Source organism: Streptomyces sp. SLBN-118, from assembly GCF_006715635.1.
In the GTDB taxonomy this organism is placed as follows: Bacteria; Actinomycetota; Actinomycetes; order Streptomycetales; family Streptomycetaceae; genus Streptomyces.
The window spans coordinates 3,107,563-3,130,913 of sequence record NZ_VFNP01000001.1; the positions used below are offsets into that span (position 1 = coordinate 3,107,563).

A 23,351-nucleotide genomic window follows, 5' to 3' on the forward strand; every position below is an offset into this window, starting at 1 on the left:
CCTCTGGGTCCCCCGCTCCCCCCGCGGCCCCCAGAACCAGGTTCTGCTGCCGAGGCGAGAGAGAAGTTGGTGAACGACCAGCACGCCCACGCCGGGTACGTCGGACACGACGGGTATTCGACCACTGGCAGCTTTGACGCCGACCCGCTCTTCGGCGCGCTCCCCGGGAGTTACGAAGCGGGCCACAGTGGCCAGTACGACAGCACCCAGTGGGACACCGGGTCGCACCAGACGGCCACGTACGACGTCTACGGCGCGCAGCAGGCACAACAGCCGCAGTACACACAGCAATTCCCGCAGTACGACACCTCCGCGGTCCAGTACGACACGACAGGGCAGTGGGACGCCGGCGCGTGGAACCAGACCGCGCAGCCGGGGCAGTACGAAACGGCCGCGGCGACGTTCGCGTACGACACCACCGGGCAGTGGGCAGCGCCCGCCTTCGACACCGGGACGTACGACGCCACCGCGTGGAACGCGGGCGCGCAGGCCGTCGTACCGCAGCAGTACACGCCGGAGCACGAGTACCTCCAGCCCGAGTCCCACGGCGAGACGACGTACGACGGCCTCAGCACGGACTTCCAGCAGGGCTACCAGCCGGACTTCCAGCAGGGCTTCGAGTCGCAGTACACGACCGAGTTCGCAGCGTCCGAGTTCGAAGCGGCCCATTTCGGGGCTGAGCACGACCCCGAGGCCGAGGCCGAGGCCCACTTCGACGCCGAGGCGCTTGCCGAGATCAACTCCGACGCCGACTCCGAGGCCTACGACGGCCAGGACGCCGAGCACGACCTCGAGGCGGAGTACGAGTCCGAGGCGGAGTACGAGTCCGAATACGACTCCGAGTACGAGTTCGCATCCGACGACGCGCCGGAACTCGAACCCGTCTCCGCCGCCGTCACACCCCGCCCTGTCCGCCGCTCCGGCGGATCCCGCGGCCGCCGCCGTACCCCGGCCAAACGCTCCGCCCTCCTCACCGTCGCCGTCCCCTCGGCCTGCGTGATGGGCGTCGCGGGCATCGCCGCCGCCTCCGTCGGAAATCTGGGCAGCGACACCAAGGACGACTCCAACCTCTCGGCCGCCGATCCGTCCTCCGTCCAGCCCGTCGCGGCGAACAACAAGATGGACACGCAGCTCGCCGCTCTCAGCGCCGACGCCCGCGACTTCGGCGACCGCGCCTCCCGCACCCAGGAACGCCTTGATCTCAAGGCGCGCCAGGAGGCGGAGAAGAAGAAACGTGACGACGAGGCCAGGCGCCGCGAGGCCCTGCGCCCCAAGTTCGTGCTTCCGGTGAAGCAGCAGGGTCTGAGCGCGTACTACGGACAGGCCGGCGTCAACTGGATGTCCGTACACACCGGCATCGACTTCCCGGTTTCGTACGGCACCAAGGTCATGGCCGCGACCGACGGCACCGTCCGGACGCAGTGGAACAGCGCCTACGGCAACATGGCGATCGTGACCGCGCCCGACGGCACGGAAACCTGGTACTGCCACCTCAGCAGCACCAAGATCCGCTCCGGGTCGGTCAAGGCCGGTGACGTCATCGCGTACTCCGGCAATTCCGGCAACTCCACGGGCCCGCACCTCCACTTCGAGGTCCGGCCCGGCGGCGGCTCGGCCATAGACCCGCTGCCGTGGCTTCGCAGCCACGGCCTGGATCCCACCTAGTAGGCCCTGTCCGGGCCCAGATCCCACCTGGATCCGCGCGCGATCCCCCCGGGCCACACGACATGGCCCAGGGAACTCACAGCTTCTCGACCGGCGCGTACCGCAGCAGCAGCCGCTTCGGCTTGGTGTCCCCGAAGTCGATCGTCGCCTGTGCGTCCGAGCCCGACCCCGTCACCTGCACCACGGTCCCCAGACCGAACTGGTCGTGCGTGACCCGGTCACCCACCGACAGCGAGATCACCGGCTTGTCGCTCGCACGCCGCGTGGCGAAGCCCGACGCACCGCCGCCCGCGCGGGAGCGCGACGACGACAGCGACGACGTGATGCCGGAGGTCGGCCCCGCGGGCCCGGCCATCGGCCCCGTCCGCTTCCACTCCAGGTGCTGCCCCGGAATCTCCTCCAGGAAGCGCGAGGGCGGGTTGTACGAGGGCTGGCCCCAGGCGCTGCGCATCGAGGACCGGGTCAGATAGAGACGCTCGCGGGCGCGCGTGATGCCGACGTACGCGAGCCGCCGCTCCTCCTCCAGCTCCTTCGCCTGGCCGAGGGCACGCATGTGCGGGAAGACGCCGTCCTCCATGCCCGTCAGGAACACCACCGGGAACTCAAGGCCCTTGGCGGTGTGCAGCGTCATCAGTGTGATGACGCCGGAGCCGTCCTCGTCCTCATCGGGGATCTGGTCGGAGTCGGCGACGAGTGCGACCTGCTCCAGGAACTCGGCGAGCGTGCCCGCGCCCTCCTCCTCGGCGCGGTCCTGCTCGAACTCCAGCGCCACGGCGGCCAGTTCCTGGAGGTTCTCGATCCGGGTCTCGTCCTGCGGGTCGGTCGATGCCTGCAGTTCGGCAAGGTAGCCGGTGCGCTCCAGAACGGCCTCCAGCACCACCGCCGGGCCCGCGCCCGAGTCGACGACCGTGCGAAGTTCCTCCATCAGCACGTTGAAGCGCTTCACGGCGTTGGCGGAGCGGGCCGCCATGCCGTACGCCTCGTCGACGCGGCGCAGCGCCTGCGGGAAGGTGATTTTCTCGCGCAGCGCGAGTGCGTCGATCATCGCCTCGGCGCGATCGCCGATGCCGCGCTTGGGGACGTTCAGGATCCGGCGCAGCGGGACGTTGTCCTCCGGGTTGGCGAGCACCCGCAGATACGCCAGCACATCCCGCACCTCCTTGCGCTCGTAGAAGCGCACTCCGCCGACGACCTTGTAGGGCAGTCCGACGCGGATGAAGATCTCTTCGAAGACACGGGACTGGGCGTTCGTACGGTAGAAGACGGCGACGTCGCCCGCCTTCGCGTCGCCCGTGTCGGTCAGCCGGTCGATCTCGTCGGCTACGAACTGCGCCTCGTCGTGCTCGGTGTCGGCGACATAGCCGGTGATCTGCGCGCCCGCGCCCGCGTTCGTCCACAGGTTCTTGGGGCGGCGGCTTTCGTTCCGCTCGATGACCGCGTTGGCTGCGGACAGGATCGTCTGCGTCGAGCGGTAGTTCTGCTCCAGCAGGATCGTCGTCGCGTCCGGGTAGTCCTCCTCGAACTGGAGGATGTTGCGGATGGTCGCGCCGCGGAAGGCGTAGATCGACTGGTCGGCGTCACCGACAACGCAGAGCTCGGCCGGCGCCAAGTCCTCGTACCCCGTCCCCACCAGCTCGCGTACGAGTGTGTACTGAGCGTGGTTGGTGTCCTGATACTCGTCCACCAGGACATGGCGGAAGCGGCGCCGGTAGTGCTCGGCGACGTCCGGAAACGCCTGGAGCAGATGCACCGTCGTCATGATGATGTCGTCGAAGTCCAGCGCATTGGCCTCGCGCAGCCTGCCCTGGTACATGCGGTACGCCTCGGCGAGCGTCTTCTCGAAACCGTCGGCGGCCTGGTCGGCGAAGGTCTCCTCGTCGATCAGCTCGTTCTTCAGGTTCGAGATCTTGGCGCTGAAGGACTTCGGCGGGAACTTCTTGGGATCGAGATCGAGGTCCCGGCAGACCAGCGCCATCAGCCGCTTCGAGTCCGCCGCGTCGTAGATCGAGAACGACGAGGTGAAGCCGAGCCTCTTGGACTCCCGGCGCAGGATGCGGACGCACGCGCTGTGGAAGGTGGACACCCACATGGCGTTGGCGCGCGGCCCGACGAGCTGCCCGACGCGCTCCTTCATCTCACCGGCGGCCTTGTTGGTGAAGGTGATCGCCAGTATCTGGCCGGGGTGGACGCTGCGGCTCCCCAGCAGATACGCGATCCGGTGGGTCAGCACGCGGGTCTTGCCGGATCCGGCTCCGGCGACGATGAGCAGCGGCGAGCCGGTGTGCACGACGGCGGCGCGCTGCTGTTCGTTGAGCCCTTCGAGGAGCGCGGCGGGATCCACAACGGTGCGCGGGGCGCCGTCGCGGTGGTACGGATCCCGGGCCGGGGGCACGTCGTAGGCACCCTGGAAGAGATCGTCGGGCATCTCCTCCGGGGCCGGGTCCTCGGGCGGCGGCGGAGGGTGCTCCGAGCTGGGCTGGAGGTCCGCCAGGAAGCTGTCGTCAAAGAGGCTGCTCATCGCTCTACGAGTCTAGGCCGCCGCACTGACAGCTTGCCGCCGCATCGGGTCACCACCCTCCGTAACTCCCGCGACTCTGCGTGATCGAGCCATGTCGCCGGGTCAACTTCCGGAGCGTCCGGGTCCGCCGATCGGCAAGGTCACGAAAATGTATCGGGCATATCGAACATCAACCTTCACAGCGACCACACGAGTTGGCTACGGTGCTCGACCAGGCGGCCCGTATCCCCCTGGCGATCCGCGCCACATCGGGCAGCCTGCGCCGAATTCGGGCTTTCCGTAAGGAAGTTCGAAGCCGGGGACCCATCATGCACAACCGGGGTGAATCGGACCGAGCCCCATCCGGTCCGTAGGGCGACCTTCCGTTCCGCCCGAACCCGACAGCTAACCCGGTAGGCGGTCCACGGAAGAAGGAGATGCCGGCCTTGGCGTCGCATCGCAAAGAACGCAGCCGTACCACGACCTCACCCGCCGTCGGGCTGACGACGGCGGCCATCGCCGGCGTCACGCTGCTGTCGACGCAGAGCGCCAACGCCGTGCCGACCGAGCCGAAGCCCTCCATCGAAGAGGTGCAGAAGAAGGTCGACGACCTGTACCGGCAGGCCGGCACCGCGACCGAGAAGTACAACAAGGCCAAGGAATCGACCGACGAGAAGCGGCGCGAGGTCGACGAGCTGCTCGACGAGGCCGCCACGCGCACCGACAAGCTGAACGAGTCGCGCAGAGCGCTGGGCAACTACGCGGCCGCGCAATACCGCACGGGAGCCGTCGCCCCGACCGCCGCGCTGCTTTTCGCGGACAGCCCGCAGGCGTACTTCGACCAGACACAGCTGATGGACCGGATGACCGACCGTCAGCGCACCGTGATCGACGACTACGAGAACCAGCGCGCCGCAGCCGCCAAGCAGCGCGCCACGGCGACCGAGAAGCTCGAGTCGCTCACGCTCTCGCAGAAGGCCCTGCGCACCAGCAAGCAGGAGGTCCAGTCGAAGCTCGCCGAGGCACGGGCGCTGCTGTCGAAGCTGACCGCGGAGGAGAAGGCCCGGCTCGCCGCGATCGAGCGCCAGAAGCAGGAGGAGGCCCGCCTCAAGGCCGAAGCCAAGGCCAAGGCCGAGGCGGAGGCGGAGGCCCGCGCCAAGGCGGAGGAGGCGGCGCGACAGCAGCAGGAGGCCGCCCAGCGCCAGGACACCAGCACCGGCACGAGCACAGGAACCGGCACCGGCACCGGCACCGCCGACAGCTACGCGGCCAAGGCCGACAAGGTCCTCGCCTTCGCCCGCGCCCAGATCGGCAAGCCGTACGTCTGGGGAGCGTCCGGGCCCAGTTCGTACGACTGCTCGGGGCTCACCCAGGCCGCCTGGAAGGCGGCGGGCGTGGACCTGCCGCGCACCACCTGGGACCAGGTGAACGTGGGCACGCGGGTCGCGACGAAGGATCTGCTCCCGGGTGACCTGGTGTTCTTCTACGACGACATCAGCCACGTGGGCATCTACATCGGCGACGGCATGATGATCCACGCGCCGAAGCCCGGTACGAACGTCCGCGAGGAGTCGATCTACTACATGCCGATCTACGGCAGTGTGCGCCCCGCGTAACACCGCAGCAGCCGAACGCCCGGGCTTCCGAAGCGCGCCCGGGCGTTCTTATGCCCCTGGCATGCCGGCCCCGTACCACCCCCCTTGGGGCAGGTGTGCCTCTTTCGACGCATCGGTCACAGCGCTACCGGGGTCGGCCCGGTGCCATCGGGTCCGCTATCAGAAATCGATCCAGGATGTCCACCTTTGGGCAAAACCGGTCCATACGCAGCTCTCGCGTGACCCCCAGGTTTAGCGTCCTCCTCAGGTGACCGACTCCTCACCGCCGCCCGGCTTCCGGACGGCCGTCGGCCACCACCGCCGAGAGATCCGGCGGCGGACCGCTCCCCCGTGCGGACCGCCGCCGGACTCGGGCTCGGACCGCAGGGAAGACGGAAGGACGTGGACGCCCTCGTGGCAGCGCACCGGAAACCGAAGCAGCATCCGCTCACCGGGCCCGCGGGGCGGACCGCCGCCACCCTCGCGCTCGCCGGCGCCGCGACGGCCACCGCATTCGACGGCACCGCACTTGCCGACCCCGCTCCCACCCCCGCACAGGTCAAGGCCAAGGTCGACAAGCTCTACGAGGAGGCCGAGGCCGCCACCGAGAAGTACAACGGGGCCAAGGAGCAGACCGCGAGCGCCCGCACGTCGCTGGACGAGCTGCGCGACGAGGCCACCCGCAGGACCGAACGGCTCAACACCTCACGCAACGCGCTCGGTTCGATCGCCACCGCCCAGTACCGCGCTGGCGGGATCGACCCGGCGCTGCAGCTCGCCCTGACGTCCGACCCGGACGAGTATCTGGAGCGGGCCGCGCTCGCCGAGCGGGTCGGCACCCGTCAGGCCGACGCCATCGCCGGCGTACACCAACAGCTGGTGGACATCGCCCGGTTGAGGGCCGAGGCCGGCGAGCGGATGGGCGCGCTCAAGGCCCGGCAAACCGAACTGGCCAGGCACAAGGCCACCGTCCAGCAGAAACTCTCGGCTGCCGAACAGCTGCTGGACCGGCTCACCGCCGCGCAGCGCGCCTCGTACGACAGCTCACAGGGGGCGTCCCACGGGGGCTACGGGGATGTCGCGTCCGTCGCACACGCCGACCGTTCCGCCGCCCCCCGCGGCTCCCTCCAGGCCCCCAACCCCCGTGCCGCGCAAGCCGTCGCCTACGCCTACGGCGCGCTCGGCAAGCCCTATGTCTGGGGCGCGACCGGGCCAGGATCCTTCGACTGTTCCGGGCTCACCCAGGCCGCATGGCGCTCCGCCGGCGTGTCGCTGCCCCGCACCACCTACACCCAGATCAACGCGGGACAGCGTGTCTCACGCTCCGAACTCGCCCCCGGTGACCTGGTGTTCTTCTACTCCGGCATCAGCCATGTCGGCCTGTACGTCGGCGGCGGACAGATGATCCACGCGCCTCGTCCCGGCGCCCCGGTCCGGGTCGCGCCGATCGACGAAATGCCTTTCGCCGGAGCCACCCGGCCCGCGTAGGATCCCCGACGTCCGAAGACCCCGAGCGCGGCAGGAGCCCCACGTGGACATCGACGTCCAGAACTACGTACGCACCCTCGCGCTCCGCTCGCCCGATCATGTGCGGGTCGGCCCCTTCACGGTGCGCTACAACCCCGACTGGGCCATCCCGCCCGCGAATTACGCCATCCCGGACCATGGCGCGGAGCCGACCACCGAGGAGATCGGTGCTCTGATCGCCGTCTTCCGCGAGCGCGACCGGATGCCGCGTCTTGAATTCCTGCCCTCGTGCGCACCCGAGGTCGAGCCCGCGCTGCTCGCCGCGGGCTTCGCGGTCGTGGGCCGCGCCCCGCTGCTGGCCTGCGAGCCCGGCTCCCTCGTCGCGCCCGCGCCGGTGCCCGGGACATCGATCAGCGAGCCCTTCGACCCGGCCGGATTTGCCGCCGCGGCCGCCGTGCAGCATCTCGCGTACGGGAGCACGGGCGAGCCGACCGAGGGCGAGATCGCCTGGCTCCGCGGGGCCCACGAGGGCGGCGGGGTCGCTGCCGTCGCCACGGACGAGGCGGACGGGACCACGGTCGCCGCAGGCGGCTGCTCCATTCCGGTCGATGGGAGGAGCGAACTGTGCGGTCTCGCGGTCGCCGCGTCGCACCGCCGCCGTGGCATCGGCGCCGCCCTCTCCGCGTATCTGACGGCCACCGCCTTCGACCGCGGCTGCAAGGTGGTCTGGCTGGAGCCGGGCGACGCGGACGTCGAGCGGATCTACGCGGGGATCGGCTACCGGAGGGTCGGCGACAAGACCGACATGGCACTGGCCGTGTCACCCTGTTAGGTCCTGTCGGACCGATCAGGGGGAGCGGCGCTACTCCAGCAGTCCGGCGGCGCTGTCGGTCACTTCCCCGTCCAGTTTCTGGTCCTCGCCCCGGCCCCGGGCCTGTCCCACCGACTCCCCGTCACCCTGTCCGTGGTGCCGGGTCATGCCCTGCAGATGCATCTGACGCGTCAGCCACTCGAACGCGTAGGGCAGTTCCCTGCTCCACACCTTGGTGAGGTGGCCGCCGGTCGTCTTGCGCGCCTCGACCTTCGTCGGCGCCTTCGCCGCCCGCTGGAGCGCGAGACCGGGCTGGTACCCGTCCCCTCCCTCGCCCGTCGCCAGCAGTGAGACCCGCGGCGGCTTCTTGGCCGACTTCAGGATGTGCAGTACATCGTTCTCGCGGCGCAGGTCCGGGTCCGAGCCCGTGATCGAGTCCTTCTCCGCTGCCGGGTCGTTGTAGCCGGAGAGGCTGACGGCCGCGCGGTAGCGGTCGGGGTGGGCGAAGGCCAGTTTGGCCGCTCCGTGCCCGCCCGCCGAGTAGCCCGCGATGGCCCAGCTGTCGGGGCCGAGGGAGACCCGGAAATTGTCGGAGATCATCTTGCGCACGTCGACCGTCAGCCAGCTGTCGGCGTTGACCGTGCCCGGGATGTTCGCGTACCCGGCGTCGGAAGCGCCCAGCAGCATCGTGCGGGGCGAGACGAGTATGAAGGGAGCGACCCTGCCCGACTCGATCAGCGGCTGAAGCTTGGACTGGGCCTTCATCGCCTTGAACCAGCTCTTGGAGGAGCCGGGGAAACCGGCGAGCAGCTCGACGACCGGGAACTTCTTGTTGCGGTAGGCCGGGTCGTCGTACTGCGGCGGCAGCCAGACGAGGACCTCGCCCTCCACGCCCGATATCCCGCCCTTGAGATAGGTGCGGAGCAGCCCGTTGCCGAGCGAGGAGTCATCGACCTTCTCGAACTTCTGCTGCAGCTTGGGCAGCGAGGATATCTGCCTGCCGCCGGTGCCGCTGGGACCGAGGTCGACCGCGGTGTTCACATGGTTCGACGTACCGAGCAGGTCGTCCCAGCTGTCGTACAGCCCATTGGCGTTGTTGACCGCCACGAACACCATCAGGACCGCCGTCGCCTGCGCGAAGAGCACCATGAACAGCCGGCCGGCGCCCCGCACCATGGCGGGTCCGCGCAGCCGGCTCCAGAACAGGAGCGGCAGGAGTACGGCGATCACGACCAGGACGATCGTGATCACGAAGAAGGTGTTCCCCGTCAAATTCATCACGCGAAACAAGAGGTGAACATGGCTCAGTCGGTTGCCCGGCTATGTACCAGTTACCTCACAACGGAGCCTAGACCAGACGACGAGCCGTCGCCCATCGGGTCAATTCGTGCCGATTCGAGAGCTGCAACTTGCGCAGCACCGCGGACACATGGGACTCCACGGTCTTCACCGAGATGAACAGCTGCTTCGCGATTTCCTTGTACGCGTAGCCCCGCGCGATCAGCCGCAGAACTTCCCGTTCGCGCTGAGTGAGCCGATCGAGGTCCTCGTCCACCGGCGGCGCGTCCGTCGAGGCGAACGCGTCGAGCACGAAGCCCGCGAGCCGCGGCGAGAACACCGCGTCCCCGTCCTGGACCCGGAAGATCGAGTCGACCAGGTCCGTGCCGGTGATGGTCTTGGTGACATAGCCGCGCGCACCGCCCCGGATGACCCCGATGACGTCCTCGGCGGCGTCCGAGACGGACAGCGCCAGGAACCGTACGGGGTTCTCGGCGGACGCCATGAGGGGGGCGCAGCGGCGCAGCACCTCCACCCCGCCGCCGCCCGGCAGATGCACGTCGAGCAGGACCACCTCGGGCCGGGTCGCCGTGATCACGGTGACCGCCTGGTCCACGTCGGCGGCCTCGCCGACCACCTCGACACCGGTGGTGGCGGTCTGGCCGATTTCCGCCTGCACGCCAGTGCGGAACATCCGGTGGTCGTCGACGAGCACGACCCGTACGCGCCGCTGTGCGGTCTCTCCCGCAGCCTCGGTCTCGGTCATTCGCTCGCCCTCTCCATCTCCAGCTCGACCTCGGTGCCCCCACCGGGCACCGAGCGAAGCCGTGCCGTGCCGCCGTTGCGCTGCATCCGGCCGATGATCGATTCTCTTACGCCCATCCGGTCCTGGGGTACCGAATCCGGATCGAAGCCGGGCCCCCGGTCCCGTACGGAGACGAAGACGGTCCGGCCCTCGACCTCCGCATAGACCTGCACCGCCCCGCCCTCGCCACCGTACTTGGCCGCATTGACCATCGCCTCGCGCGCGGCCTGCATCTGTGCGACGAGTTTCTCGTCCAGCGGGCAGTCGCCGACAACCACGACCTCCAGCGGGACGCCATGCTTGTCCTCGACTTCGGCCGCCGCCTTCTTCACCGCGTCGGCGAGGGTGTCGGGTTCCTCGTCCTCGTCCTTGCCGGTGCCCTCGGGTTTGTAGAGCCAGTTCCGCAGCTCGCGCTCCTGGGCGCGGGCGAGCCTGCGTACTTCGCCTCCGTCGTCGGCGTTGCGCTGGATCAGGGTGAGGGTGTGCAGGACGGAGTCATGGACGTGCGCGGCGACTTCGGCACGTTCCTGGGCCCGGATGCGCATCGTCCGCTCCTCCGAGAGGTCCTGGGTCATCCGCACCAGCCAGGGCCCCGCGAGCAGTGCGACACCGGCGATCACGGCAATGGCCGCGGTCAGTACGTTGCCGAGCTGGGCGGCCGAGCCGCGGACCACGATGAAGACGGTCAGGCCCATGCCGACGAGGGCGACGCCTGCCAGCGCCCGGCCCAGCTGCAGCAGCCTGCGGCGGCGTCCGACCTCGGTCCAACGGGCCCGGCGCGCGTTGTCCGCCTGCCGCCACACCAGCACCACACCGGCGCCGATCAGCAGGATGGGCCAGACATTGCGGCCGGCACTGCTGCCCATCTGCACACTGCCCGCGAAGATCGCGGCACCGATGAGCAGGGCGACCATGGCGAAGAGCTGGCCCTTGTCGGGTTTGCGCAGCCTGCGTCTGCCGTCGGCCATGGTCTCGAAGACGGAGCGCGGCTCGGCGGTCCTGCCCCCCACGCCGAGCGGCACGACGATCCAGAAGACGGCGTACAGGAGCACGCCGAGGCCGTCGGCCATGAACAGGCCGAGGAAGACGAGCCGTACCCAGATGACCGGCAGTCCCAGATGGCCCGCGAGGCCCCGTGCCACACCGCCGAGCATCCGGCCGTCCGCGCTGCGGTACAGCTTGCGCAGCGGCTGCTCCTCCGGCACGGGGGCACGGGAGGGTCCGGCGGGTCGGGGCGCGGCGACTGGCATGTTCCGATCGTCACACGCGGGCAGAGGCCGCGGTATCAGGGGCGTCCCTTAAACCGACCCTGATCCGTGCCCGGGTGCGGGCGGGCGATATCAGGGAAGGGCCAGGGTCGGCGTGGGTGCCGCGGGGGCGCACGGCCCGTCACCATGGACGTATGACTCAGCCGACCACTTCGCCTCAGGCGCAGCCGGATGTGCCGCCCGAGGCGCAGCAGTTGCGCCGTGCCTCCCGCCAGAAGGTCGTGGCCGGTGTCTGCGGCGGGCTCGGGCGGTACTGCGACGTGGACCCGGTGATCTTCCGGATCGTGATCGGCGTGCTCTCCGTGACCGGCGGTCTCGGCCTGATCTTCTACGGCTTCGCCTGGCTGCTGATCCCGTTGGAGGGCGAGGAGGAGAACGAGATCCGCAGGCTGCTGTCGGGCCGGGTCGAGGGCGCTTCGCTGGCGGCCGTGCTGCTGGCGCTGATCGGCTGCGGAGTGTTCCTGTCGATGCTGAGCAACGGCGGGACGCTCGCCTTCGCCGCGATGCTCTCGCTCGCGGTCGCGGGCGCGGCCGTGTGGTCGCAGCGCCGCCGTGTCACGGCGCCCGGCGGTGTGCCGCTGGATGCGGGGACGGCCCACGCGGTGGCCGAGGCCCCGCCGGAGACCAAGGCGCCGCCCGTGCGCGACAGCCCCTCGTGGTGGCGGGACCCGATCGTCAAGGACGGCACGACGGGCCCGGTGGCTTCGGGCTATCTGTGGGGCCCGGCCGACGCGGTCGCGGAGGCGGTACCGCGCGCGGAGGCCGGAGTGCCGCTGCGGCGGCCCACGGCCTCGGCTCCCCCACAGTCGCGCGGCCCGCGCGGAATCGGGGGCACAGTCTTCCTGCTCGCGCTGATCGCCGGGGGTCTGGGCACCGGGCTCAGCTGGGACATCAATCCGCTGGGCACGAGCCTGCAGATCGGACTGGCCTGCGCGCTGGCGGTGTTCGGGCTCGGCCTGCTGGTCAGCTCGCTGCTGGGCCGTACCGGCTTCGGCACGGTCATGATGACGATGATCACGGCGGCGCTGCTGGCCGGCGCGGCCGCGCTGCCCAAGGACATCAGCACCGACTGGGTGCGCAAGGGCTGGAAACCCGCCACCGTCGCAGCCGTGCAGGAGCACTACGAACTGGGCTCGGGCGACGCCACCCTCGATCTGTCGTCCCTCGCCGTGCCCGCGGGGCAGACGCTGTCGACGACGGCCGAGGTCGGGGCGGGCCGGCTCAAGGTGGTCGTGCCGAAGAACGCGCCGGTCACAGTACGGGCCGAGACGGGCATCGGCGACATCCGTCTCCCCGACGACGCGCCGAACGACATCGACGTCTCGGCCGGCAAGGAACGGCAGCGGACTCTGCCCGCCCCCGCGGGGACGAAGCCGTCGGGCACCGTGGAGCTGCAACTCGAAGTGGGCATCGGACAGGTGGAGGTGACCCGTGCCGCGTCGTGAACTCCGGCATGGCTTCCGGCCGGGCAAGCTGGTCGCGGGTCTCGCCGTGCTGGCCGCAGCGCTGCTGTACGCGGGCGACGCGGCCGGCTGGTGGCAGACACCCTGGTTCGTGGTCTTCCCGGTCGTCTTCGGCGGTCTGTTCCTGGCCGGGGCGGTGACCTGGGCGCACTACGGGATCCGTCGCCGCCGCTCGGCCAGAAGGGCGTCGAGCGAGAACACCGCGGCACCGGCGAGCACCAGCGGCAGCCAGGCCATGAGGTAGGCCAGATCACTGGCGTACTGCTGTTGCAGGGTCTCCGGTCATGGAGCCTGTACGTGTACTGATCGCCCTCAGGATCAGCAACGAGACGGCCGCGGCCCTCTACCAATATGCCTACAGGGGTCAACTTCCTGCCCGGCCCGGATGGCGCGCGGCGGCAGCGGTGCGGTCCCGCGGCACGGTCGCGCGGCGACGGCCGCGGGCGGGCGAGCCGGACGATCGCCACCGCCGTCAGCAGCGGGGAGCGACCGCGGTGAACTCGCGGTACGTCACGAGCACGTCGTCCGCCCGGTCGGCGCCCCAGGCAGCCGGCCGCCGATGATGACGGGGCCGACCTCGTGCAGCCGGAAAGTGAGCGGGTGACGACGCCGAAGTTGCCGCCACCGCCCCGGATCGGCCAGATCAGATCCGGATGCTCCGCCCAGAACCCCTTGACACGTTTTGCATAATGCAAAAGTACGGAAGGGGAAGGGATGGGCGCCACTCAGACGATCGGACACGGCGAGCAGTCCAGGGCTGCGGAGAGCGTCGTCACCCCCGTGGGAAGAGCGGCGGGGCTGCTCAGCGCACCCTGGGGCCTGATGGCGCTCGCCGTGGTGATCGGCGCCGGAGCCGGTGCGGGCTCGGTCGTCTTCCGCTGGTGCATCACGACCTTCACCCGCCTGTTCTCCGGCCACGCCGACTACGCGGCCTCGCACGGCACGGGCAACCCGCACTTGCCCTGGCTCGGGCCGTACTTCGTGCTGCTCGCCCCGGTGGTCGGCGGGCTGCTGTACGGGCCGCTGGTGCACCGCTTCGCCAAGGAGGCACTCGGGCACGGGGTGCCGGAGGTGATGCTCGCGGTCGCTCAGCGCGGCGGCCGGATCAGCCCGAAGGTCGCGGTGGTCAAGACACTGGCTTCCGCCCTGACCATCGGCTCCGGCGGTTCAGTGGGCCGCGAGGGTCCGATCGTGCAGATCGGTTCCGCCCTTGGCTCCACCCTGGGGCGGGTGACGAAGGTGGCCGAGGAGCGGATGAAGCTGCTGGTCGCGTGCGGCGCGGCGGGCGGCATCGCCGCGACCTTCAACGCCCCACTGGCCGGGGTGTTCTTCGCCATGGAGCTGATCCTGGGCACCTTCTCCGCAGAGGCGTTCGGCGCGACCGTCCTGTCCAGCGTCACCGCGAGCGTGATCGGCCGCGCCGCCTTCGGTGACGTCGCCTTCCTGACCCTGCCCGCATTCCACGTCGACCATCTCGCACAGTACGGCCTGTTCGCCCTGCTCGGCGTCACCGCAGCCATGGTCGGCGCGGGCTTCGCCCGGGTGCTGTATCTGATCGAGGACGCCTGTGACTGGGCATGGCGCGGCCCGGAGTGGCTGCGCCCCGCGGCCGGCGGGCTGGCGCTCGGCCTAGTGCTGCTCGCCCTGCCGGAGATGTACGGGGTCGGCTACCCGGTACTGGAGAAGGCCACCGAGGGCGGGTACGCGGTCGGCTTCCTGCTGCTGTTGCTGGTGGGCAAGATGCTGGCGACCAGCGTGACCGTCGGGATCGGCGGCTCGGGCGGGGTGTTCGCACCGAGCCTGTTCATCGGGGCGATGCTTGGTGCCGCGTACGGCGCGGGCGTCCACCACCTGCTGCCCGGGTCGGCCGACTCCGTTGGGGCATACGCGCTGGTGGGCATGGGTGCCGTCTTCGCCGGCGCCTCCCATGCTCCTGTCACCGCCGTGGTGATCCTTTTCGAGCTGACCGGCGAGTACTCGATCATCCTGCCGCTGATGCTGGCCATCGTGCTGGCCACCACCGTCAGCCGCCTGCTCTCGAACGACACGATCTACACCCTCAAACTGCGCCGCCGCGGCATCGACCTCGACGGCCCTGCCCCTGGGGCCAAGATCGGCGCGCAGCAGGTCGGCTCCGTCATGGATCCCCTGCCCTCACCGCTACCGGCGTCGACCGAACTCGCGGACGCCGCCGAACTGTTGAGCCTCTCCGGGAACGGGGCACTACCGGTTGTCGATACCTCCGGACACTACGTGGGTGTCGTCACCGCCCAGGCCATCGCCGAGGCGCTGGCGGAGCAGCCGGACGCGGTCCCGGCGGTGGTGGGGCAGCTCGCCGAGCCACCCGCACCCGTCACGACCGACCAGCCCCTCGCACAGGCGCTGCACACTCTCCTCTCGGCAGCAGGCACCGGGGTACCCGTCCTCGACCCCGCACACGGCAGGCCGGTCGGCTGGCTCAGCCATCAGAGCGCACTGCGTGCGGTGCACGCGGCCGCATAGGCGGCACCCCGAGGGCGCCCAGACCACGATTCACCTATATTGCACTGTGCAAAAAAATGGGTACGAGTGACTAGCCGGATGCTTCGCACATGGGCGTAGAGATCGAAGTCCGGCAGCCAATGAGATTGAATCTCAGCATGCGGACTTCTCGATTCTAGCCAGATGCAGACGATCAGGTCAGCGGATCTTCACTCGCAGGAGTGGTGCGAAGGACAGGCCCAGCAGGCAGCTCGTTCCAGGAGGTGGACCATGCGCACAAAGCACATTCAGCGCGCCTACTCGTTCGCGTGCCTCGACTGCGGGCACGGCTGGGAAGGCATATACGACATCGACGTGACCGTGGACGAGCACGCCCGGATCACCGCGGCCTATCTGCACGACGACCAGCGCGTGCCCTCACCCCTGCAGTCTCCGCAGTGCCCCGCCTGCGAAGGCCACAAGATCCGCATCATGCGGCCGGGTCGCGTCGCCTCCGCACACCTGTATGAGACCTGAGCGCCGCTGCAGGGGCACCACCACCAAACCCCAGCACCATCGAGGGCTCGGCCCCGTTGCTCGGATCGGGACATTTCGCACAACGCAAACACGCGTGTCACCCAATTGGCCGTCAGCGACGACGCACCTCTCGTCGCCACCCGGCCGGTACATGGCTGTCACCCTCGACGAACAGAGCGTTCCATCCTCCGCCGTCTGGGTCCAGGTGTTCCTGTGACAACCACCCGCGCACGCCCGGCACATGGCGACCCGCAGCGCGCCTTCATATGACACACCGGGATCAGGCAGCGCGGTCCGCACCTGCGCGATTCCCTTGCATTATGCAAAACGAGCGGCGGGCGGAGAAGTTCGGCCAGGGTCCGACGGCACCTCGAGCGGCTCAGGCGTCGCGGGCGACCGGGATATCCACAGCCCAACCCAGCGGATGCGGCTCCGCATCGTCGAGCGCCGGTGCGAGGGGCTCTCCCCCGGCCGCGTTGAAGGCGGCCAGGGCCTCGATGAGTGCCAGCCGCTGGGTCGGGGTGAGCCGTTCGATGATCGCGGCGATCTCGGCGCGGCGCCGGGCGGTGACGTCCTCGACCGTGCGCCGCCCCTCGTCCGTGAGCTGCAGCAGGGTCTCGCGGCGGTTGGCGGGATTGGCCTGCCGGTCGGCGAGCCCGGCCGCGATCAGCCGGTCGACCATCCGCATCGCGGTGGACGGCGCCACCCGGAGCAGGTCGGCGAGCGCGACCAGCTTGGTGGCCCCGCGCGTGGACAGCACCACCAGCATCCGGAACTGCGGCAGCGTCACCCGCTCCTCGACCGCCGCGAGGGAACGGGCGGAGACCGCCACCAGCAGTCGGGACGCGGTCAGCGCCGCACGGGTCACCGCGTCCACATCGTCCATCGCCCCCGCAGGGGCCTCGCGCTCCGGCATAGGTCCTTTCTACCGTGCCGAAGTCCCTGCTCACTCACACGATGGGAACAGATTTTCCTTGCCCATGACCGTGGTAGCGGAGCAGGAGCATCGCAGCGTCGTCATGGGGCGGCCCGCTGGCGTGCTGGGCAAGATCCGCGCGCAGGGCGCCCAGGGCGCGGTGCGCGTCTGGGTCCTTCAGCAGGTGCGCCCGCTCGCCGAGCGGATAGAAGCGGCCGTCCTCGTCTCGGGCCTCGGTGACTCCGTCGGTGTACAGCAGGAGCTGCTCGCCCGGCGCGAAGTCCACCCGATAGGGCTTCGGGCCCTCAGCGCCGTGCGCGCCCAGGCCCAGCGGAAGGGCGTGGGCGGGCGGCTGCGGGAAGTCGGCCGTGCCGTCCCGGCGGACGACCATCGGAGCCGGATGCCCGTAGTTGAGGAAGACGACCGCGTGGCCCGTGCCGATCTCGGCGAGAATCGCGGTGACGAACTTCTCGCCCTCCAACTCCCGGGCCACGCTCCGCTCCAGCCGCTCCCCCAGCCCCACCAGATCCGGCTCGTCGTGGGCGGCCTCCCGGAAGGCGCCCAACACCACGGCGGCGGTCTCGACCGCGGCCAGCCCCTTGCCCTGCACATCTCCGACAATCACCCGCACGCCGTGCGGCGAGGCCACCACCTCGTACAGGTCGCCGCCGATACGTGCCTCGGCGACCGCAGAGGTGTACGACACCGCCGCCTGCAGCGATCCAGCAGTCAGCGGCACCGGCCGCAGCAGCACCCGTTGGGCGACCTCCGCGATCGACCGCACGCTGGCCAGCTCCGCCTCTCGGCGGGAGCGCATCACTGCGGCTGCGATGCCGATGCCCGTCACACCCGCCACCGCCGCCATCGAGGCGAATCCCCGGCTCTCCTCGAACAGTCCGTTGTACAGGCCGAGCCCCATGGAAAGCAGTAGGGCCACCGCACCGATCACGGCGGTGCGGCGCCACCCTCCGACCAGGCCGGCGAAGGCGGGCCCGAGCGACACAAGGGGCAAGAGGCCGACCCCGGGCCCGGCCACGACATCCACGCCCGCGACCACCGCCATCGCCACGATCGGCGTGCTGGACAACACTGTCGAGCTTGATGGCGGCTTCTTCTCGGTCATCACGCACTCCAGCGGGGTCGCAGCACTGGAGAGCCGCCGCAGGCGCCCCTCCCCCACCTTTAGACTATGCAAAGGTGGCTCTCTCGGGACGGTTCTTGCCCCGGCCTTTTACCCAATCGAGCCCATGGCGCACAGAGACACCACCACCTGCCCTCAGCCGCCCACCGGGGTGGCGGTGTGCGGCCCTAGGACTGCCGATCCTCTTCTTCCGCGCGGGACTTGGGCCGCTCTTCGGGAAACGGCTCCTCCTGCTGCACCACACCGGGCGCCCCACCGGACTCGACCGCCGGGTGGTCCTGGAAGTGGCGGCGTACGAGCGGGCCGATGAGAGCTGGACCGTCGCCTCCGGCTTCGGACCAAAGTCCGACTGGTACCAGAACCTGCGCGAACAAGGGCGATGCGCTGCGAAGCGCCGAGAGGAGTTCGCCGGGAATCATCCGCACCACTGGGCATCTCATTTTGCACTGTGCAATGGTTGGTGGGCTCCCCTCCCATCATTCGACGGTCGCCTCACCTCACAGCCATTGCATCCCGTCGGCCGGGCATGACTCATTCCGGGTTGGGCGGCCTCTGGGGGAGGGGTAGTTGCACGGGGCCGACGCGCGGCCACCTCAGAGGAGGTCTGAGTATGTGCACCCGAAGAGGGGCACGCCCCCCGGAACAGAGTCGGCCCGTTGCGCTGATCACCCTCTGGCACGACGGGCCGCGGAGGGGTGACCCGTGATCCGCAGAACTTGGACGAGCATGCCCCAGGCGGGCGGCGCGAGCAGCGACCAGCCGGCCCCCTGGACGAGACATTGAACATATGTTTAACATGCTGTACATGCATTCAATCCCCGACGACCGGACCGCGCGGGCCGTCATCCGCGACGAGGCCCTGCGGCTGTTCGCCGCGCGTGGGCCGGAGTCGGTGACCGTGCGGCAGATCGCCGAGGCCGCGGGCGTCTCACCCGGGCTCGTGGTGCATCACTTCGGTTCGAAGGAGGGCCTGCGCCACAGGGTCGACCAGTACGTCCTGGCCGTGTTCGAGGCGATGTTGGGCGAACTGACCGGTGAAGACGGCACGGAGTTGCTCGATCCGGGCACCGGAGCGGCGTCCCTGAGCGAGGTGTTCGCCCGACATCTGCCGACAGGTTCGCCCCTGCCGAGCTACCTGCGCCGACTCCTGCTGTCCGACTCGGACGCTGGCAAGACACTGTTCCGGCGCCTGTTCGAGCTGAGCCGCGCCGCGCTGGACGGCCTGGCGGCGACCGGACGGGCCGCACCAGGCCGGGAACCGGCTGTTCGCGCGGCCTTCCTGCTCGCCAACGACCTGGCCGTGTTCCTGCTCCGAGACCGCCTCGCCGAGGTCCTCGGCACCGACCCGCTGTCGGCCGACGGCATGGCGCGCTGGGCCCCGGAGATGCTGAGCATCTATGCGGGCGGACTGAACGCAGCACCGCAAGGAGAGACGCACCCGGAAAACCAGTAGGGAGATCTCACATGCCGACCGGATCCACACCCGCACCACGGCCCGTGCTCCAAGCGCGTGGCCTGCACAAGTCCTACGGCGCACACCATGTCCTGCGCGGCGCCGACCTCGCCGTCGCCCCCGGGCAGCTCATCGCCGTTGTCGGCGAAAACGGCGCCGGAAAATCCACGCTGCTCAGGGTCCTGGCCGGCATCTTGCCCGTGGACCGTGGCGAGGTGGCTCTGACCGGGACGCTCGGCTACTGCCCGCAGGATCCCGTGCTGAACGGCAGCCTGACCGTCGAGCAGCATCTGCATTACTTCGCCGCCGCGCACCGCCTGCCCGATCTGCGGCGTGGCCACGAACTCGTCCGCATCCTCGGCTACCAGAAGTACGGACAGACCGTTGTCGGCGAGCTCTCCGGCGGCACGCGGCAGAAGCTGAATCTCACCCTGGCCCTGCTGCACGATCCGGGCGTCCTGCTCCTCGACGAGCCCTACCAGGGCTTCGACTGGGAGACTTACCTGCGCTTCTGGGACCTGGTGGAAGAGCTGCGCGGCCGCGACAAGGCCGTCGTGATCATCACCCACCTCGTCTTCGAGCAGGACCGCTTCGACGTGCTGGCCGACCTGGACGACGGTCGGCTCAGCCCGCGCGCAACAGCCGGGGAGGGCGCCAATGTCCGCGTCTGACGGATCCGAACTTCGGCCGCTGTACGGGCAGTTCGCCACGGCCCTGGGCTTCTCGGTGCGCGACCAGGCCCGCAACCGGCTCGCGGGGCTGCTGCTCGTGCTGTTCGTGCCGGTCTGGTACATGCTGATGGATGCCCTGGCCTCGGGCGAGGTTCTGGACTTCAAGCTCTACGCGACCGGCGAGGTGCTGCATGTCGACGGCGGCAGCCTCACCCTGATCTCCGCGGGCCTCAACTCAGTGACAATGATTGCCGGGTTCGTCGTCTTCGACGCCGTCCGCAAGGCACTCGCCTTCGACCGGCGCCTCGTCTTCGCCGGATACCGGCAGGCCACCCTCGTCGGCGCCAAATCCCTCGCCATCGCCATGGTGGCGACCGCGATCGCCCTCTACACCGCACTCGCGATCCTTCTCTTCTGGCGCCCGACGACGGCCGGCTGGTTCGCCGTCCTCGCCGCCTTCACCGTCATCGCCCTGACCTACGGTGCCCTCGGCCTGCTCCTCGGCGTCCTGGTCAAGCGCGACCTGGAGGGCTTCTTCCTCATCATCATGGGCGGGCTGATGGACACCTTCCTGCAGAACCCGCTGGGCAACCCCCTCGCCAACAAGCCCGTCCTGCAGTGGTTCCCGTCCTTCGGCCCCATGCAGTTCGCGGCAGGCGGCTCCTTCGGGGACACTGCCCTGTGGGGACATCTCGCCCTCGGCCTGGCCTGGGCGGTCGCGTTCAGCATGATCGGGCTGGCCATCTTCCGCATCCGGACCCACACCCCTCGCCGGCGGTGACGGCCCGACCGAGCCACAGGCGCCGCGCGGTGCTCGCCTCAACGCGCGCCGCCACGGCGGGCTCTGGTCTTCCGCGGCGTCCCGTTCGTTCGGGGTGTCGTATCTGGCCGGCCTGACCAGGCTGCGGCCCTATCCGGAGCATCAGTCGCTGCAGAACCCAACGGTGTCGCACGGCTGGCATTACTACTGGAAGTCCAGCGAGGTGGCGGCGTTGCGCGATGATCTGATCGACATGCTCGTTTGAGCACACCGCCCGGATCGCCTCGCCCCGGTCGTACACGCTGGTCTTCCAACTCGGGGCGCCATCGCCCGGGCGGCCGAAGACGCCACCGCCTACCCGCACCGCAGCGCGGCCCACGCAATCAACATCAACGGCGCGTGGCTGCCCGGGAACCGGTGACCGACCTGGGGTCGACCGCCGACCAGATGGCAGAGCCCTTGTGTCGCTGCGGCAGGACCCTCTCGCCCACCTCAGGGCACGTTCACCCAGAGCGCCTTGGACGGTGTCCCCTGGTCATCCGTCACGAAGAGCATGTACCAGCCGGCCACATCTGGCCATTCGCCCATCTCGCGCGCCCGTCGGTGAACCGGACCCTCGGGCGGCCCGCCCTCTGGACAACGATGTCCTGCACGCCCTGGTCGGCGAAGGCTTCGCCGACCAGCAGCACGCCGCCGCGTCCTTGTGGTGGGCCAAGGATCAACCCTGAAGGTTCGGGCCGACCCGCTGACGGTGATCTCGCAGTCGACGACGCGGACCGACACTGCGCCGAGCCTGGACAGCCAGCAGCCGTCGGGGAAACGTTCCAGGACCGGGAGCCTGCGGTGCTCCTTCACGCGGACCAGGAGGCCGATCCGGTAACAGCGGGCTCCTGGGACCCCTGGCCGCCCGCCGGTTCCCCCACCGACGACTGGAACTCATGCGGGGCACGACGATGCCGCCCCTTTCGAGCAGCCACCTCGTTCTCTTTCGACGTCTCGGGGACGACCGGTTCACCCCCTGCGGACGGACCGCGATGACGATCCAGCAGCCGACGGGCAAGCCGCTGCCCCGGCAGCTCCACCAGTTGGTAGGTGAGTGCGCTCAGCATGAGCAGTACGGAGAGGAAGCCGACGAGCCAGATCAGCTGTGGTACCGCACCGTGGGAACGCCCCACCTTTTCCATGAGCCAGGACATCGCGGAGATCAACGGACGGTGCAGCAGATAGACGGAGAAGCTGACGAGGCCCAGCCAGGTCAGGGCCCCAGGCATACGGCGGCGGCGCAGTAGGAGGGCCACCGCGAACAGCGCCCAACCCGCAAGGAACGCGCTGACCCAGGCGATCGGGGAGGCGGTCCAGGTGCGGATCTGAGCCTGCTTGTCGTCGTAGAGCAACCCGGCCGCCGTCCCCGCCGCGACGACGAAGCCGCAGTACGCCCACGCCGCTCCCCGGCCGATCTGCCCTCGCTCGGCGCGGTAGATCACGGTCCCGCTGAACATCGTCGCCAGGATCAGCAGGCTCTCCCAGAGAGTCGACCGCGAGTTGGCGATCATGAGCACCAGGCCGAGCCCCGCCAGCAGCGTCACCCCCGTCAGTTGCGCCGACCGGCGGCCGGTGAGCAGGAACAACAGCCCCACTCCCACAACCAGCGCGGTTCCCGCGGCCAGTTGCCGGACGGTGAACTCGGGCCGCAGGCTCCACTCCGCCGCCCACGGACCCAACAGCAGCGCCGCCCCGGCGAACACCGCCGTCACGGGCCCGCTGCGGCGATGGGCGCCGGCCATGAACAGAAGCGTGACCAGGTAGTAGAAGACCATCTCGTAGGTCAGTGTCCACATCACCGGCAGACCGCTGCGCAGGCCCAGCAGATCCTGCAGCATGGTGGCATTTGCAACGGCGGCGAGCAGGGGGTGCTGATGGACCGAGACATCCACCGCGGAGAAACGCTGCGGCACCAACACGGCCGCAGCGACGAAGACCACCAAGCATAGCGGGTAGAGCCGCAACAGCCGGCCGGTCCAAAACGCCCGCACATCCCCCCGGCGCTCCAGCGAGGCAGGCACGATGTACCCGCTGACCAGGAAGAACGCCATCACCCCGAATATCCCCGGATCGAACCACTCGCGCACGGCCCCACCGAAGCCCACAAACAGCTCGCCGCTCAGGTGGTGCAGGGTCACGGTGAGGGCCGCAATCCCCCGGACAACGTCGAGCCACGCGAGCCGGGCCGCAGTCGATAGCACAGATGTTCGTGATCTCACCCGCGGACCCTAGCAAGCCCCTCCACCTTGGCGTGGATCGCCCCCACCAGCACGGAACGGCTCTTGCGCCCGCCCTGTTCTGAGGATTTTCGTCCGATAACTCACGCTGAGCCGTGAGCGAGCGGTAGCCGTACCCCGGGCCTGCCCGTGATCCCGAACGGGTCGAGCGGCGTCGCGCCCAGCCCGCCGGACCGGTGCCGGGGCCCGGTTGCCGACTGCCACGAGAATGGGAGGCATGGAGGGACTGGGTCGTCGCTGGCCGTGGACCCGGATCCTGGTCTGGGCCGTGGCCGTGCTGAGCCT

Annotated in this window: 20 protein-coding genes, 1 pseudogene and 1 riboswitch; of the genes and pseudogenes, 12 read left to right on the plus strand and 9 right to left on the minus strand. The window is 69.7% G+C overall.

Annotated elements, in window-relative coordinates; translation table 11 throughout:
* Nucleotides 1-69 precede the first annotated feature (69 nt).
* On the plus strand, nucleotides 70-1,665 hold the full coding sequence (locus FBY35_RS13960; RefSeq protein ID WP_186356932.1) for a M23 family metallopeptidase: 1,596 nt from the start codon (nucleotides 70-72) through the stop codon (nucleotides 1,663-1,665).
* Nucleotides 1,666-1,741: 76 nt separating this feature from the next.
* Here FBY35_RS13960 and pcrA read toward each other — a convergent pair whose 3' ends face one another.
* Entirely contained in the window at nucleotides 1,742-4,183 is a 2,442-nt protein-coding gene (pcrA, locus tag FBY35_RS13965) for a DNA helicase PcrA (protein WP_142214122.1), read from the minus strand.
* Between the two features lie 250 nt (nucleotides 4,184-4,433).
* Nucleotides 4,434-4,597: riboswitch (cyclic di-AMP (ydaO/yuaA leader) on the plus strand.
* 2 nt (nucleotides 4,598-4,599) lie between these two features.
* Here pcrA and FBY35_RS13970 point away from each other — a divergent pair.
* From FBY35_RS13970 to FBY35_RS13980, 3 genes are all read left to right on the plus strand, one after another.
* Nucleotides 4,600-5,778 carry a C40 family peptidase gene (locus FBY35_RS13970; RefSeq protein WP_142214123.1) on the plus strand — a complete coding sequence of 393 codons (1,179 nt, stop codon included), beginning with the start codon at nucleotides 4,600-4,602 and terminating at the stop codon, nucleotides 5,776-5,778.
* A gap of 393 nt (nucleotides 5,779-6,171) precedes the next feature.
* Complete coding sequence (locus tag FBY35_RS13975; RefSeq protein ID WP_142215063.1) at nucleotides 6,172-7,245, plus strand: C40 family peptidase; 1,074 nt, start codon at nucleotides 6,172-6,174, stop codon at nucleotides 7,243-7,245.
* Between the two features lie 43 nt (nucleotides 7,246-7,288).
* A complete protein-coding gene (locus tag FBY35_RS13980; protein WP_142214124.1) occupies nucleotides 7,289-8,056 on the plus strand; it encodes a GNAT family N-acetyltransferase in 768 nt (255 codons plus the stop codon).
* 30 nt (nucleotides 8,057-8,086) lie between these two features.
* Here FBY35_RS13980 and FBY35_RS13985 read toward each other — a convergent pair whose 3' ends face one another.
* From FBY35_RS13985 to FBY35_RS13995, 3 genes are all read right to left on the minus strand, one after another.
* A complete protein-coding gene (locus FBY35_RS13985; RefSeq protein ID WP_142214125.1) occupies nucleotides 8,087-9,313 on the minus strand; it encodes an esterase family protein in 1,227 nt (408 codons plus the stop codon).
* 70 nt (nucleotides 9,314-9,383) lie between these two features.
* Nucleotides 9,384-10,079, minus strand: coding sequence for a response regulator transcription factor (locus FBY35_RS13990; protein ID WP_142214126.1), 696 nt, complete (start codon nucleotides 10,077-10,079; stop codon nucleotides 9,384-9,386).
* On the minus strand, nucleotides 10,076-11,368 hold the full coding sequence (locus FBY35_RS13995; protein ID WP_142214127.1) for an ATP-binding protein: 1,293 nt from the start codon (nucleotides 11,366-11,368) through the stop codon (nucleotides 10,076-10,078). The genes FBY35_RS13990 and FBY35_RS13995 overlap by 4 nt, the downstream gene beginning before the upstream one ends.
* A 152-nt stretch (nucleotides 11,369-11,520) precedes the next feature.
* On the opposite strand from FBY35_RS13995, the gene FBY35_RS14000 reads away from it, so the two are divergent.
* The 4 genes from FBY35_RS14000 to FBY35_RS14015 all read left to right on the plus strand — a co-directional run bounded on the left by FBY35_RS14000 (nucleotide 11,521) and on the right by FBY35_RS14015 (nucleotide 15,846).
* Nucleotides 11,521-12,831 (plus strand): PspC domain-containing protein, encoded by a 1,311-nt coding sequence (locus FBY35_RS14000; RefSeq protein ID WP_142214128.1) that lies wholly within the window; start codon nucleotides 11,521-11,523, stop codon nucleotides 12,829-12,831.
* The gene (locus tag FBY35_RS14005; RefSeq protein WP_142214129.1) at nucleotides 12,818-13,093 is read left to right on the plus strand and encodes a hypothetical protein; all 276 of its coding nucleotides are present in this window, start codon (nucleotides 12,818-12,820) and stop codon (nucleotides 13,091-13,093) included. Before FBY35_RS14000 ends, FBY35_RS14005 begins: the two co-directional genes overlap by 14 nt.
* A 578-nt stretch (nucleotides 13,094-13,671) precedes the next feature.
* Complete coding sequence (locus FBY35_RS14010) at nucleotides 13,672-15,351, plus strand: chloride channel protein (protein ID WP_142215064.1); 1,680 nt, start codon at nucleotides 13,672-13,674, stop codon at nucleotides 15,349-15,351.
* Between the two features lie 249 nt (nucleotides 15,352-15,600).
* Nucleotides 15,601-15,846, plus strand: coding sequence for a hypothetical protein (locus tag FBY35_RS14015; protein WP_142214130.1), 246 nt, complete (start codon nucleotides 15,601-15,603; stop codon nucleotides 15,844-15,846).
* Nucleotides 15,847-16,225: 379 nt separating this feature from the next.
* On the opposite strand, the gene FBY35_RS14020 is transcribed toward FBY35_RS14015, so the two are convergent.
* The 3 genes from FBY35_RS14020 to FBY35_RS38020 all read right to left on the minus strand — a co-directional run bounded on the left by FBY35_RS14020 (nucleotide 16,226) and on the right by FBY35_RS38020 (nucleotide 18,331).
* The gene (locus FBY35_RS14020; RefSeq protein ID WP_142214131.1) at nucleotides 16,226-16,762 is read right to left on the minus strand and encodes a MarR family winged helix-turn-helix transcriptional regulator; all 537 of its coding nucleotides are present in this window, start codon (nucleotides 16,760-16,762) and stop codon (nucleotides 16,226-16,228) included.
* 34 nt (nucleotides 16,763-16,796) lie between these two features.
* Nucleotides 16,797-17,885, minus strand: coding sequence for a PP2C family protein-serine/threonine phosphatase (locus tag FBY35_RS14025; protein ID WP_142214132.1), 1,089 nt, complete (start codon nucleotides 17,883-17,885; stop codon nucleotides 16,797-16,799).
* A 185-nt stretch (nucleotides 17,886-18,070) separates the two neighbouring features.
* Nucleotides 18,071-18,331, minus strand: coding sequence for a hypothetical protein (locus tag FBY35_RS38020; RefSeq protein WP_399208257.1), 261 nt, complete (start codon nucleotides 18,329-18,331; stop codon nucleotides 18,071-18,073).
* A 377-nt stretch (nucleotides 18,332-18,708) separates the two neighbouring features.
* On the opposite strand from FBY35_RS38020, the gene FBY35_RS14035 reads away from it, so the two are divergent.
* The 4 genes from FBY35_RS14035 (at nucleotide 18,709) to FBY35_RS36095 (ending at nucleotide 21,052) form a co-directional block, all read left to right on the plus strand.
* On the plus strand, nucleotides 18,709-19,356 hold the full coding sequence (locus FBY35_RS14035; RefSeq protein ID WP_142214134.1) for a TetR/AcrR family transcriptional regulator: 648 nt from the start codon (nucleotides 18,709-18,711) through the stop codon (nucleotides 19,354-19,356).
* A gap of 11 nt (nucleotides 19,357-19,367) precedes the next feature.
* Nucleotides 19,368-20,027 (plus strand): ABC transporter ATP-binding protein, encoded by a 660-nt coding sequence (locus tag FBY35_RS14040; protein WP_142214135.1) that lies wholly within the window; start codon nucleotides 19,368-19,370, stop codon nucleotides 20,025-20,027.
* A complete protein-coding gene (locus FBY35_RS14045) occupies nucleotides 20,014-20,808 on the plus strand; it encodes a hypothetical protein (protein WP_142214136.1) in 795 nt (264 codons plus the stop codon). Before FBY35_RS14040 ends, FBY35_RS14045 begins: the two co-directional genes overlap by 14 nt.
* 94 nt (nucleotides 20,809-20,902) lie before the next feature.
* Nucleotides 20,903-21,052: a hypothetical protein gene (locus FBY35_RS36095; protein WP_160159265.1), complete on the plus strand. Its 150-nt coding sequence runs from the start codon at nucleotides 20,903-20,905 to the stop codon at nucleotides 21,050-21,052.
* Between the two features lie 227 nt (nucleotides 21,053-21,279).
* On the opposite strand, the pseudogene FBY35_RS38025 reads toward FBY35_RS36095, so the two are convergent.
* A pseudogene (locus FBY35_RS38025) lies at nucleotides 21,280-21,354 on the minus strand (galactose oxidase-like domain-containing protein); the annotation flags it as partial.
* Between the two features lie 284 nt (nucleotides 21,355-21,638).
* Nucleotides 21,639-23,048, minus strand: a complete 1,410-nt coding sequence (locus FBY35_RS14050) for an acyltransferase (protein ID WP_142214137.1) — start codon at nucleotides 23,046-23,048, stop codon at nucleotides 21,639-21,641.
* Nucleotides 23,049-23,351 lie beyond the last annotated feature (303 nt).